Origin of the sequence: Pseudomonas sp. Pse79, assembly GCF_024519615.1 — a bacterium.
GTDB lineage: Bacteria > Pseudomonadota > Gammaproteobacteria > Pseudomonadales > Pseudomonadaceae > Aquipseudomonas > Aquipseudomonas veronii.
Genome location: NZ_JALJRR010000002.1, coordinates 58,897 through 70,799, shown reverse-complemented (window position 1 = coordinate 70,799; position 11,903 = coordinate 58,897). Strand labels below are relative to the sequence as shown.

Below are 11,903 nucleotides of genomic sequence, written 5' to 3'. Positions count from 1 at the left end.
CTTCACATGGACGTCGCGCAGGAAGCGCAAAGCAACAACACGGACACGTAGGATTCTGCCAGGATGGCGGAGTGAAATGGATGTCAGGGAAACAGTCTGCAAAGCCCCGCTTCGGCGGGGTTTTCTTTTGCCCGCGAAAAAGTCAGCCCGGCACCTGCGGAGCGTTCATCACGTCCTCCAGCAAGGTGCGCAGCAGCGCCAACGTCGCTTGCTGGCGCTGCACATCGCGGCACACCAACCCGACTTTCAGCGGCACCCTCGGTTCACTCAAGGGTTTCCACAGCAGCGCCTGGCTGTTGTGTTGGTCCTGGGAACGTCCCGGCAGTACCGTGGCCAGTTTGGTATGCGGCAGGCTGTCGAGAATCCCCACCATGGTATTCAACTCCGCCTGCACCTGCGGGCGCCGCCCGAGGTTGGATAGCTGGCCCTGCCAGATCTGCCGGATCTGAAACTCCTCCCCGAGCAGCAACATCGGCAACTCGGCCGCTTGTGTCAGGGAGACTTTCTTGAATTCACGCAGGGGGTGATCCTCCGGGATGACCACCTTCAGCTCATCTTCATACAGCAGCACGCCGTGCAACCCCGGCTGGCGGGGCGGCAGGTAACTGATGCCGATGTCCAGCGAACCATTGAGCAGGCGCCGTTCAATCTCCAGCCCGGTCAGTTCGTAGATTTGCACCACCAGGTGCGGCTGGGCCTTGCGCACACGCTCCAGCATCTGCGGCACCAGGCTGGTGTGTACGGTTTGCAACACACCGATGGCCAAGGTGCGCAATGCCTGGCCCTTGAAGTTGCGCAACGCCTCCACGGCTTGCTGCATGCCATCGATCAACGGCAAGGCGTGGTTGTATAACGTATGGGCCGCGAGGGTCGGCAGCAGGCGCTTGCTGCTGCGTTCGAACAGGCTCACATCGAGGTTTTGTTCGAGCTGGCGGATCTGCTGTGACAGGGCCGGTTGGGAGATCGACAGACGCTCAGCGGCACGGCCTACGTGGCCTTCCTCATACACCGCGACGAAATAACGCAGTTGCTTAAAATCCATAAGTAATTCTTATCGAAAAAGCTGGAAAATCGAAATGGCCGTTGGCCCCCAAGACGCCTAGTCTAGCGCCTATCCACAAGGCTTACAGGGCCAGATCGGGCGATGATTAGCGTTTATGTTGATGGTGTTTGCATAGGCAAGTCAAAAAACCTCCAGGCAGGTTTTGCGGGGTACACCGACCACGGCATGGTTGCCATGGGAGGAAAAGTGTGAACCTGTTCAATTTGCGCCGCTCGGCGGCCAGTCTGGATGACCTGATCCTGGATGCTTGTGGCGAAGATTTTCCCAGTGGATGCCTGATGCCTACCGTAGCGCGCCCCCCGCAGGTCTTTGTGCGCGGCCAGGGTTCCTGGTTGTGGGACAGCGATGATCGCGCCTATCTGGACTTCAGCCAGGGCTGCGCGGCCAACAGCCTCGGCCACAGCCCGCAGGTATTGATCCGGGCCCTGGCCGATCAGGCCCAGGCGCTGATCAATCCCGGTAACGGCTTGCATAACCGTCCCCAACTCAACCTCGTCGACCGCCTGTGCCACCGCACCGGCAGCGACCAGGCGTATTTGCTCAACAGCGGCGCGGAAGCCTGCGAAGCGGCGATCAAACTGGCGCGCAAGTGGGGCCAGCTGTATCGCGGCGGTGCTTATCGCATCATCAGCGCCAGCAACGGTTGCCATGGGCGCAGCTTCGCGGCGATGTCGGCCTCGGCGAGCAGCCGTGAAAACCGCTTTGAACCGCAATTGCCGGGCTTCAGTCACGTCCCGCTCAACGACCTGGCGGCGCTGCACGCGGCCGTTGACGCGCAAACCGTTGCCATCATGCTCGAGCCGATCCAGAGCGAAGCCGGCGTCATCCCGGCGACCGAGCATTACCTCAAGGGTGTCGAGCGGCTGTGCCGCGAGCTGGGCATTCTGCTGATCCTCGACGAAGTGCAAACCGGCATCGGCCGTTGCGGCACCTTGCTCGCCGAAGAGTACTACGGTGTACGCGCCGACATCATTGCGCTCGGCAAAGGCCTGGGCGGTGGTGTACCGCTGGCGGCACTGCTGGCGCGTGGCAAGGCTTGTTGCTTTGAAGTCGGTGAGCTGGAAGGCACCCATCATGGCAATGCGCTGATGGCCTGCGCCGGGGGGGCGGTGCTTGATGCTGTGCTGGGGCATGGCTTCTTCGAGCATGTGCGTGAGTCTGGTTGTTACCTCGGCGAAGGTCTGGCTCGCCTGGCTTATCGCTATGGCCACGGTCAACTGCGCGGCCAGGGCCTGATGTGGGGCCTGACGTTATCGGATGATTCTGCGGATGCCGTAGTAAAAGCGGCTCTGGACGAAGGACTGATCCTCAACGCCCCGCAACCCAATTGCCTGCGCTTCACCCCGGCCCTGACGGTGAGCAAAAGCAACATCGACGAAATGCTCCTGCGCCTGGGGCACGCCTTTTCCCGGGTACGCACCGCACAACTGCAATGCCGCAAGGGCATCGCCGTCTGACCCCTTATTCCTGAACCGTCTCGCGGTATACGCGGCGCCCCCAGCTTGTTTTTTTTGGCTGGGGGCGTTTTTTTTTGTGCAGCGAACGATGGTCGCGGTGCCAGATCCTACTGAACCCTCACGAACGTCCAAGGTCGATTAGCTACACGGCTCACACGAGCCGATTTTCAGGAGCTGAACCCATGGACATCATTCGTATCATCATCGCCATTCTGTTGCCGCCACTGGGTGTGTTCCTGCAAGTGGGTTTCGCCGGCGCGTTCTGGCTGAATATTCTGCTGACCTTGTGCGGTTACTTCCCAGGCATCATTCACGCGGTGTACATCATCGCCAAACGCTGAGGCTCTCAGCTTTTTGCGATGAGTCGTGAGTTGCGCTCGTTGCGAAAGGCCAGTTGCTCGATGGTCTGGGTGGCGTGTTCGGCCTCTTCCCGTGCTTGAAGGATGATGCCGTGGTGCTCGGACTTGCTGCACACCGGGTCGGCATTGCTCGCATCCCCGGTCAGCATGAACGCCTGGCAGCGGCAGCCGCCGAAGTCCTTTTCCTTTTCATCGCATGAACGGCACGGCTCGGGCATCCAGTCGTAGCCGCGAAAGCGGTTGAAACCGAAAGAGTCGTACCAGATGTGCTGCATGCTGTGGTCGCGCACGTTGGGAAACTGCACCGGCATCTGTCGGGCGCCGTGGCAGGGCAGGGCGGTACCGTCCGGAGTTACGGTCAGAAAGATGCTGCCCCAGCCGTTCATGCAGGCTTTCGGGCGTTCTTCGTAGTAATCCGGGGTGACGAAAATCAGCTTGCACGGGTGCCCTTCGGCTTCGAGCTTGGCGCGGTATTCGTTGGTGATGCGTTCGGCGCGCACCAACTGTTCCTGGGTCGGCAACAATCCCACGCGATTGAGCTGCGCCCAGCCATAGAACTGGCAGGTGGCGAGTTCGACAAAATCCGCTTCCAGCGCAATGCACAGCTCGATGATGCGGTCGATCTTGTCGATATTGTGCCGATGGGTGACGAAGTTCAGCACCATCGGATAGCCATGGGCCTTCACTGCGCGGGCCATTTCCAGCTTTTGCGCGAAGGCCTTTTTCGAGCCGGCCAGCAGGTTGTTCACCTGTTCGTCGCTGGCCTGGAAGCTGATCTGGATGTGGTCCAGGCCAGCCTTCTTGAAGTCGCTGATCTTCTGCTCGGTCAGGCCGATGCCGGAGGTGATCAGGTTGGTGTAGAAGCCCAGCTTGCGCGCTTCGGCGATCAGTTCGGCGAGGTCCTGGCGCACCAGCGGTTCGCCGCCGGAAAAGCCCAACTGCGCGGCGCCCATCTCACGGGCTTCGCGAAATACCTTGAACCATTGCTCGGTGCTCAGCTCCTTGCCCTGCTCGGCGAAATCCAGCGGGTTGGAGCAATACGGGCACTGCAGCGGGCAGCGATAGGTCAGCTCGGCGAGCAGCCACAAGGGCAGGCCGATGGCTGGTTTTTCAGGCAAGGGTGATCCAGTGCTCGGCACGGGCGACCTCCATGAATTGCTCTACGTCATTGCCCAGCTCAGGCACACCGGGAAATTGTTTATCCAGCTCACCGATGATCGTGGCGACGTCGCGCTCGCCGTCGATCAGTCCACCGATCAAGGCGGCACTTTCATTGAGCTTGATCATGCCCTCGGGGTAGAGCAGTACATGGCCTTTTTGCGCCGGCTCGTACTGGTAGCGATAACCCTGGCGCCAGGTCGGTTTCTTGCTGCGATCAAAGCTCATAGGGCGATCCCTTTATGCCAGACCCGCTGCGTGGTCACGCTGTGATAGGGCGGGCGTTTCAATTCGTAGGCCATGCTCATGGCATCGAGCATGCTCCACAGGATGTCCAGTTTGAACTGCAGAATTTCCAGCATACGCTCCTGGCCTTCGCGGGTGGTGTAGTGCTGCAGGGTGATCGCCAGGCCATGTTCGACATCGCGGCGGGCCTGGCCCAGGCGGGTGCGGAAATACTCATAGCCGGTGGGGTCGATCCACGGGTAATGCTGCGGCCAGCTGTCGAGGCGCGATTGGTGGATCTGCGGCGCGAACAGTTCGGTCAGCGAGCTGCTGGCGGCTTCCTGCCAGCAGGCGCGGCGGGCGAAGTTGACGTAGGCGTCCACCGCAAAGCGCACGCCGGGCAACACCAGCTCCTGGGAGCGCAGTTGGTCCGGGTCGAGGCCGACGGCCTGGCCCAGGCGCAGCCAGGCTTCGATGCCGCCGTCTTCGCCGGGGGCGCCGTCGTGGTCGAGCAGGCGCTGAATCCACTCGCGGCGGATTTCACGGTCCGGGCAATTGGCCAGGATCGCGGCGTCCTTCAGCGGGATGTTCACTTGATAGTAGAAGCGGTTGGCGACCCAGCCCTGGATCTGCTCGCGGGTGGCGCGGCCTTCATACATCGCCACGTGGTACGGGTGATGGATATGGTAGAAGGCGCCCTTGGCCCGCAGGGCTTTTTCAAATGCATCGGTGCTCATCGGTATATCAGTCATATGGGTCTCCTGTGGGAGCGAGCTTGCTCGCGAAGGTCGTTAACGGTGACGCGTGCACCCTGAGTATCTGCGGTGTTCTTGCGTTTTTCGCGAGCAAGCTCGCTCCTACAGTTCAATGCTCATGCCGTCGTAAGCCACTTCGACATTGCGCCGCACCAGCTCGGCCCGCTCGGGAGAATCTTCATCGAGGATCGGGTTGGTGTTGTTGATGTGGATAAGTACCTTGCGCTGCTTCGGCAGGTGCTCCAGCACTTCGAGCATGCCGCCGGGGCCGTTCTGCGCCAGGTGGCCCATCTCGCGGCCAGTGCGGGTGCCGACGCCACGGCGCTGCATTTCATCATCGTCCCACATCGTGCCGTCCACCAGCAGGCAGTCGCTGCCGGCCATGATTTCCAGCAATGGCGCGTCCACCTTGCCCAGCCCTGGGGCGTAGAACAGTTTGCCGCCGGTGCGCAGGTCTTCGACGATCAGGCCGATATTGTCGCCGGGGTGCGGGTCGAAGCGGTGCGGCGAATACGGTGGCGCGGCACTGCGCAGCGGCAGCGGGGTGAAACGCAGGTTGGGGCAGGCCGGGATGGTGAAGCTGGCGTCCAGCTCGATGCGGTTCCAGGCCAGGCCGCCATTCCAGTGGGTGAGCATGGTGAACAGCGGGAAACCGCTGCTGAGGTCTTCATGGACCATGTCGGTACACCACACCTGGTGCGGGCAGCCTTCGCGCAGGCTCAGCAGGCCAGTGGTGTGGTCGATCTGGCTGTCCATCAGGATGATCGCGCTGATGCCGGTGTCGCGCAGGGCGCGGCCGGGTTGCATCGGCGCGAAGCCCTGCAGTTGTGCGCGGATATCCGGCGAGGCATTGCACAGTACCCAGTTCACGCCATCGTCGGAAATCGCGATGGATGACTGGGTACGCGCCTGCGCTCGCAGGCTGCCATCACGAAAGCCTGCGCAGTTCGCGCAATTGCAGTTCCACTGCGGGAAGCCGCCGCCGGCGGCGGAACCTAGAATCTGGACAAACATGGCCGCTCCATCAAACAAAGCTGAAAACAAAAACGCCCCGGACGAGCCGAGGCGTTGTCTTACCCAGCCAATCAGCGGCTGGCGAAGTACATAGTCACTTCGAAACCGATGCGCAGATCAGTGTAAGCAGGTTTGGACCAAGTCATATTCTTACTCCTACGAAGGGATGGGACGTTTACTACCAAGTAATACATATAGTCCACCTCCAGTCGGAGATGTTCAGATGTGTGCCTATGAATATTACGCATTTTTTTCCAAGTTAGCGCTGTCTTGGTGGAAAAAGCCTATTGCGGCAGCGGCAACGATCAGTCTGCCGATTGCCAGTCACCGCCGCTGCGCGGGCCGTTGGCGATGCAGCGCCAGCCGCCCGCGGCGTCCTGTACCTGTTGGGCGGCGCGCTGCAGATCCGCGTGCGTCAGGGCTTGGATCTGGGGTTGAAGCAGGGCCAGATAATCCGCTGGATGGCCGGCCAGGCGCGCCTGCCACAACAGTTCGGCGGCCTGGGCGAGGGGCAGCGCCTGCGCCGTGAATTGTTGCGCCAGCGCTGGGTGGCCGAGGTCGTCGCTGGCGTCGATCAATGCCGGTAATTGCGCGAGGAAGGTGTGCAGGTGCTGCATGATGCCCTCAAGGGAAACGCTGGGCGACTGCACGCCAAACAGCAGGCCGGTTTGCCCATTGATCTGTCGGATACCGCTGAACACCGCGTAGCCGATTTGCAGCTCTACCCGCAGGCGTTGGTAGAACGGCCCTTGGAGCAGGTGCGCCAGCAGGCGCCATGCGGCTTCATCTGCCAGGGAGCGCGTCGACGTCGGGCAGAACAGCAGCAAGGCCGCATCGAGGGCATCGGTGTGGACCTCATGCCATAGACGCTGGCCGTTGAGGCTGGGGCATTCGGATTCAAGAATGGCCGGTTGCCCGGGCAAGCGGGTGGCGGCGGATCTGAGCGCCGCTTCGCAGTGGGCGGGCAGCCCAATGCCCAGGCCTTCCCAGCGTGCGTGGGCCCACGACAGCGAGGGCGCAGGCGGGTTTGGTCGAACGCCGGCACAGCACGCCGGCAGCGCCTTGAGCAATTGCCGGATGGCAATCGGCGGTGTGCCGGCAGTGGCGTGTTGCCGATCCTCCTCAAGCAGGTTCAGGCTGCGCGCGAGCTCATCGAGTATCGCCGGCATGGGTTGGTGAAGACCGACCATCTTCACCAGCCAGTCATTGCCGATCGCGTCGAAGGATAAGTCGACGCCGGCCTGGCGGGCATTTTCGCGCAACGGTGCCAGGGTGTTTTCCAGCGTCGATGGGCGCGCGCAATCCAGCCGCCAGCGCAGGTAGAGCGCGCCTTCCTCATGGGCATCGGCCAACGCCGGGCTGAACGACAACGCCGACAGCTCTCGCCGCCCTCGGGAACGGTCCTGGGCAAAGGTGCGCAGGCCCCGGTGGGCGCTGGTCTGGCCGCGAATCAGGCCGGCGCGTTCGTCCTTCACGGGTGGGCGCAGGAACGGGTTGTTGGGCGGCAGTTGCCACGCATGTCGGCAGGCTTGCAGCGGCAGGGCGTCGAGCAGGGTCTTGAGGGCGGCAACGTGCTGCTCCGACACCGGCGCTTCGAGTTCTTCGCTGTCATGCCGCGCCAACGCGAGGGCGCCTTGGACCTGCTGTTGGCGTGCGTTGAGCAGGGCGAATTCCTCGCGCAGAGATGTCCAGTCGCTGTGTGCGAAAAAGCTCAGCCAGTCGTACAACAACGCTTCGATCTGTGTCGCCGCGTCGCTTTGAGTTCCGAGGGTAAAGTCGAGATCCAGCAGCGCTTGTCCGGCGAAATGGTAGAGCACGGAGGCCTGCACAGTGCTCGCCAATTGCCGCGCTTGCAGTTCCGCGCGCAACCCGCCGGGCGCCGAGGCGTTGAGCCAGAAACAGAGGAAATCCAGGGCTTCCCTGGGGGCGTCGACGCTGATGACGTGATGCAGATGGCCGTCGGCGCTGTGTTGGAAATGCTGTGTATGAGCGGGCATCAGTGCTGGCGGGGCCGCCTGCGGGTGTCGCGGGCCGGCGCGCAGTTGCTCACTGAAGCGCCGCGCCAGGCGTTCCAGTTCTGCCAGCGGTTGTGGGCCGGCCAGATTCAACGTCATTTGCCCCGACTGATAGAAGTGCTGGTGGAAATCCCGCAATGCTTGCTGAAACGCCTGACGTTCCACCGGCAGGCTGTCGCGATTGCCCGCATGGAAGCCGCGCAGCGGATGATCGGCCGCCAGGCCCTCCAGCAGCGCGACCTGTTGTTGTGCGTTGGCGTCCTGGGACCAGGCGATGAATTCCGCGTGCAGCACTTCGCGCTCGCGCAGTTGATCGTCCAGCGCCAGGCGCGGATGGGTCAGCAGATCGGCCAGGCGTTCGAGCCCATCGGCAAAGGTCGACAACGGCAGTTCAACGAAGAAATCCGTGGTGCGCTCGCGGGTGCTGGCATTGACCTGGCCACCGTGGCGCTGCACGTAGGTCATCAGCCCTTCTTCGCTCGGAAAACGTTCAGTGCCAAGAAACAACAGATGTTCCAGAAAGTGCGCCAGGCCGGGCCACGCCAACGGCACGTCATGGCTGCCGGCCGCCACCCGCAAAACAGCGGCGCAACGCTTTAAACGCGGGGTATGGCGCAGGGAAACCCGCAGGCCGTTGGCCAGGGTCAGGTGAAGGTGATGGGGCTGGGCCGGCGCAGGCATGGGCACTTCCGATACGAGGGAAGTGCCTATGCTAGCAAACCCTCCAGATCAGGGCTTGTGCAGCGTGCCGTACAGTTCGGGGCGGCGGTCTTGCAGGTAGTCATTGGCGGCGCGGGCATCGAGAATCGATTGGTGTTCCAGCGTGCCGACGATCAAGGCTTCATCCAGGCCGGCCTGGGCGATTCGCTGCCCATCCGGCGCGGCAATGCTGCTTTGCCCGCAATACTGAATCTCGCCTTCGTGCCCGCAGTAATTGGCGTAGGCCACGTAGCACCGGTTCTCGAAAGCCCGCGCCCGCACGGTGACGTCGGCGACAAAGTCGAACGGCACCATATTCGCGGTGGGCACCACGATCAGGTCGGCGCCGGCCAGGGCCAGGCGCCGGGTGTTTTCCGGGAACTCCAGGTCGTAACAGATCAGCACGCCCAGTTTCCAGCCGTTGAGTTCCACCAGCGGAAAATCATCGCCGCCGGCACTGAACATCGAATGATCGAGGTCGCCGAACAGGTGCGTCTTGCGGTAGTTGCACAGGCGCTGGCCGTGGGTATCGATCAACTGCACGGCGTTATAGATCTGCCCGTTCGCGGCGCGCTCCGGGTAGCCATACAGGATTGCCAGCCCGGCACTTCGCGCCAGTTCGGCAATCGTTCGCGCCGACTCGCCATCCTGCGCCTCGGCCAATGCGCCGACAGCTTCGGCACCGATGTTGTAGCCGGTGAGGAACATCTCCGGCAGCACCAGCAGGTCGGCGCCGGATGCCTCATGCGCGAGTCGGTGCAGGCGCTCGAGGTTGCCGGCCACGTCCAGCGGCAGCGGCGGGCATTGGTACAGGGCGACACGCATGGCTTGGCTCCTTAATCGGCCAGGGCAATTGGCCCGATTTCATCGAACACATCACCCGGCCCCGGGTTCTCTGGGTGAGTGTGGCCGCCGAAGTGGGTCATGATGCCCCACACCGCGTTCAATGAGGTTTGCACAGCGCCTTCGACCCAGGCCGGTGTCCAGGATACGTCATCGCCGGCGATAAAAATCCCACGTTGCTCGGCGGGCATGTCCTTCTGCATGAAGTGCGCGTACATCCGCTGGTTGTAGCGATAGTGACCAGGCAACGCACCTTTGAATGCCCCGAGGAAATGCGGGTCGGCTTCCCAGGACACGGTGATCGGGTCGCCGATGATGCGCGCCTTGATGTCGACTTTCGGGTAGATCTTGTTCAGTGCGTCGAGGGCCAGCTTCACGCGTTTATCGATGGGCTGCGGGAGCATTTTCAGCGCATCGCTCATCCACGAGTACGACAGGCAGATCACGCCCGGCTTGTCGTCGCCGTTGTCGAACAGGTAAGTGCCACGGGTCAGGCGATCGGTGAGGGTCATGCTCATCAGGTCGCGGCCGGTTTGCGGGTCTTTGTCTTTCCAGAACGGGCGGTCGACCATCACGAAGGTCTTCGACGATTGCATGTAGCGGGTGCGGTCCAGGGCCATCCACATCTTTTGCGAGAACAGGGTTTCGTCGCATTCGATCTGGGTGGTCAGCAGCCAGCTTTGGCAGGTGGTCAGCACGGCGGCGTATTCGCGGGTATCGCCGTAGTTGTCGGTCACGGCGAAACGGCCGCCGGGCGCGTGGGCAATGCGCTTGACCCCGGCCCGTGGCGCGCCGCTGTGCAGCGAACTCAGGCTGGTGCCCGCCGGCCAGTGGGCGCAGCGCTCCGGCACATGGCGCCAGATACCCATGGGCACCTGCGCCACGCCGCCGACCACCAGGTGTTGATGGTCGTCGCAGTTGGTCATCACCACGCGGAAGATTTCCAGCATGGAGTTGGGGAAGTCCGAATCCCAGCCACCGGTGCCGAAGCCGACCTGGCCAAACACTTCGCGGTGATGGAAGGACAGCTTGGCAAAGGCCTTGGAGGTGGCGACGAAGTCGTAGAAGGTGCGGTCGTCCCACAGCGGCACGAGTTTGTTCCACAGCGCTTTGAGGCGTGGTACGTCGCGGTCGCGGATGGCTTGCTGGATATCGCCGAACTGCGAGCCGGCTTCCAGGGCGTCGGCCCACGCGTCAGCCACTTCCTGGAACAGCGCAGGCAAGTCGGACAGTTTTTGTGCGTAGTGGGTCTGGCCTTCCAGGTCGATGACCGTGCTGCCGGAAGCCGGCGTCAGCGGGTTGGGGAAGGGTTTGGTGTCCAGGCCGAGCTTGTCGACATAGTGGTAGAACGCGGTGGACGACACCGGGAAACGCATGCCGCCCAACTCGGCGATGATCCCTTCGGCGCCTTCAAACGCCTGGGAGCGCAAACGGCCGCCCATCTTCGAGGCCTCGTACACCACGGGCTTGAGGCCCAGCTTCATCAGTTCGTAGGCGGCCACCAGGCCGGCGATCCCGGCGCCGACGATCGCCACTTCGGCGCCGTGGTTGGCGGCCGGAATACTGCCCAGGCCGGCGGGGTGTTCGATCCAGTCATCAAACGCAAAGGGGAAATCCGGGCCGAAGATGGTGATCGGTTTTTTACCGTCGGCGGGGTGGCGATTGGTCTTGCTGATGCTGCTGGACGGAATGCTCATGGCTGACCTTACTAGCGGCTCGCGGGACGTACCCGCTGAGTATAGGAAAAGATGGCAGCCAGTTTAGGGAGCGTAGCGTTCGTTAATAAGACGCAAAGTGTCGTCGAATTGAATTGTTTTCAGTCAAAATGACGAGGTTGGCGGTCAGATTGGTTGTCTGCGATCGAGTTTGTTGCTGAGGATGATCGACGTGGTGGTTTTTTCCACGCCGTCGACGCTGCCGATCTGGTCCAGCAATTGATCGAGCTGTTCTGGCGAATCGGTGCGCAGCCATGCCACGTAATCGAACTCGCCGCTCACCGCGCACAGTTGCTGAACCTGGGCCATGGCGCTGAGCTTGCGCAGCACGTCCTTGCCCGAGCGCGCCTGCACGGTGATGCCGACATACGCCTGCAGCCCGCCATCCACCACACGCTGGCCGAGGCGCACGCCATAACCGGTAATCACCTGGGTTTTCTCCAGACGAGCCAGGCGCGACGTCACCGTAGTGCGCGCAATGCCGAGTTGCCGTGCCAGCATGGCGACGCTTTCACGGGCATTGATCTGCAACGCGGCGATCAGTTGGCGGTCGATTTCATCGAGGACAGGCAAGGGCAGCTCCGGTGCGGACGGATAGGG

At 62.3% G+C, this 11,903-nt stretch carries 12 protein-coding genes; 2 read left to right on the top strand and 10 right to left on the bottom strand.

All coding sequences use genetic code 11. The features are described from left to right. Positions 1 to 142 precede the first annotated feature (142 nt). Positions 143 to 1,042, bottom strand: coding sequence for a LysR family transcriptional regulator (locus tag NR164_RS03485; RefSeq protein ID WP_046381843.1), 900 nt, complete (start codon positions 1,040 to 1,042; stop codon positions 143 to 145). A gap of 209 nt (positions 1,043 to 1,251) precedes the next feature. Here NR164_RS03485 and NR164_RS03480 point away from each other — a divergent pair, with 209 nt between their 5' ends. Both NR164_RS03480 and NR164_RS03475 read left to right on the top strand, forming a co-directional pair. Next, the gene (locus tag NR164_RS03480) at positions 1,252 to 2,520 is read left to right on the top strand and encodes an aspartate aminotransferase family protein (protein WP_046381844.1); all 1,269 of its coding nucleotides are present in this window, start codon (positions 1,252 to 1,254) and stop codon (positions 2,518 to 2,520) included. Between the two features lie 182 nt (positions 2,521 to 2,702). Next, entirely contained in the window at positions 2,703 to 2,861 is a 159-nt protein-coding gene (locus NR164_RS03475; RefSeq protein ID WP_010207008.1) for a YqaE/Pmp3 family membrane protein, read from the top strand. A 5-nt stretch (positions 2,862 to 2,866) separates the two neighbouring features. Here the strand turns inward: NR164_RS03475 and pqqE are convergent, their stop codons facing one another. The 9 genes from pqqE to NR164_RS03430 form a co-directional block, all read right to left on the bottom strand. Continuing rightward, on the bottom strand, positions 2,867 to 3,997 hold the full coding sequence (gene pqqE / locus NR164_RS03470) for a pyrroloquinoline quinone biosynthesis protein PqqE (protein WP_017847834.1): 1,131 nt from the start codon (positions 3,995 to 3,997) through the stop codon (positions 2,867 to 2,869). Continuing rightward, positions 3,990 to 4,265 (bottom strand): pyrroloquinoline quinone biosynthesis peptide chaperone PqqD, encoded by a 276-nt coding sequence (gene pqqD, locus NR164_RS03465; RefSeq protein WP_046381845.1) that lies wholly within the window; start codon positions 4,263 to 4,265, stop codon positions 3,990 to 3,992. The genes pqqE and pqqD overlap by 8 nt, the downstream gene beginning before the upstream one ends. Beyond that, positions 4,262 to 5,014 carry a pyrroloquinoline-quinone synthase PqqC gene (pqqC, locus tag NR164_RS03460; RefSeq protein ID WP_017847832.1) on the bottom strand — a complete coding sequence of 251 codons (753 nt, stop codon included), beginning with the start codon at positions 5,012 to 5,014 and terminating at the stop codon, positions 4,262 to 4,264. Before pqqC ends, pqqD begins: the two co-directional genes overlap by 4 nt. 105 nt (positions 5,015 to 5,119) lie before the next feature. Next, the gene (pqqB, locus tag NR164_RS03455) at positions 5,120 to 6,031 is read right to left on the bottom strand and encodes a pyrroloquinoline quinone biosynthesis protein PqqB (protein WP_017847831.1); all 912 of its coding nucleotides are present in this window, start codon (positions 6,029 to 6,031) and stop codon (positions 5,120 to 5,122) included. A gap of 71 nt (positions 6,032 to 6,102) precedes the next feature. Further along, on the bottom strand, positions 6,103 to 6,177 hold the full coding sequence (pqqA, locus tag NR164_RS03450; protein ID WP_003194766.1) for a pyrroloquinoline quinone precursor peptide PqqA: 75 nt from the start codon (positions 6,175 to 6,177) through the stop codon (positions 6,103 to 6,105). Positions 6,178 to 6,336: 159 nt separating this feature from the next. Then, a complete protein-coding gene (gene pqqF, locus NR164_RS03445) occupies positions 6,337 to 8,727 on the bottom strand; it encodes a pyrroloquinoline quinone biosynthesis protein PqqF (protein WP_256822301.1) in 2,391 nt (796 codons plus the stop codon). 48 nt (positions 8,728 to 8,775) lie between these two features. Continuing rightward, complete coding sequence (locus NR164_RS03440) at positions 8,776 to 9,570, bottom strand: carbon-nitrogen hydrolase family protein (protein WP_256822300.1); 795 nt, start codon at positions 9,568 to 9,570, stop codon at positions 8,776 to 8,778. A gap of 11 nt (positions 9,571 to 9,581) precedes the next feature. Next, on the bottom strand, positions 9,582 to 11,264 hold the full coding sequence (locus NR164_RS03435) for an NAD(P)/FAD-dependent oxidoreductase (protein WP_046385157.1): 1,683 nt from the start codon (positions 11,262 to 11,264) through the stop codon (positions 9,582 to 9,584). A 165-nt stretch (positions 11,265 to 11,429) separates the two neighbouring features. After that, entirely contained in the window at positions 11,430 to 11,876 is a 447-nt protein-coding gene (locus NR164_RS03430) for an Lrp/AsnC family transcriptional regulator (RefSeq protein ID WP_017847827.1), read from the bottom strand. Positions 11,877 to 11,903 lie beyond the last annotated feature (27 nt).

Bases quoted from the DNA above. Each gene is read 5' to 3' on its own strand.
- NR164_RS03485 (WP_046381843.1), bottom strand. From the start codon at position 1,042: ATGGATTTTAAGCAACTGCGTTATTTCGTCGCGGTGTATGAGGAAGGC.
- NR164_RS03440 (WP_256822300.1), bottom strand. From the start codon at position 9,570: ATGCGTGTCGCCCTGTACCAATGCCCGCCGCTGCCGCTGGACGTGGCC.
- pqqC (WP_017847832.1), bottom strand. From the start codon at position 5,014: ATGACTGATATACCGATGAGCACCGATGCATTTGAAAAAGCCCTGCGG.
- pqqD (WP_046381845.1), bottom strand. From the start codon at position 4,265: ATGAGCTTTGATCGCAGCAAGAAACCGACCTGGCGCCAGGGTTATCGC.
- pqqB (WP_017847831.1), bottom strand. From the start codon at position 6,031: ATGTTTGTCCAGATTCTAGGTTCCGCCGCCGGCGGCGGCTTCCCGCAG.
- NR164_RS03475 (WP_010207008.1), top strand. From the start codon at position 2,703: ATGGACATCATTCGTATCATCATCGCCATTCTGTTGCCGCCACTGGGT.
- pqqF (WP_256822301.1), bottom strand. From the start codon at position 8,727: ATGCCTGCGCCGGCCCAGCCCCATCACCTTCACCTGACCCTGGCCAAC.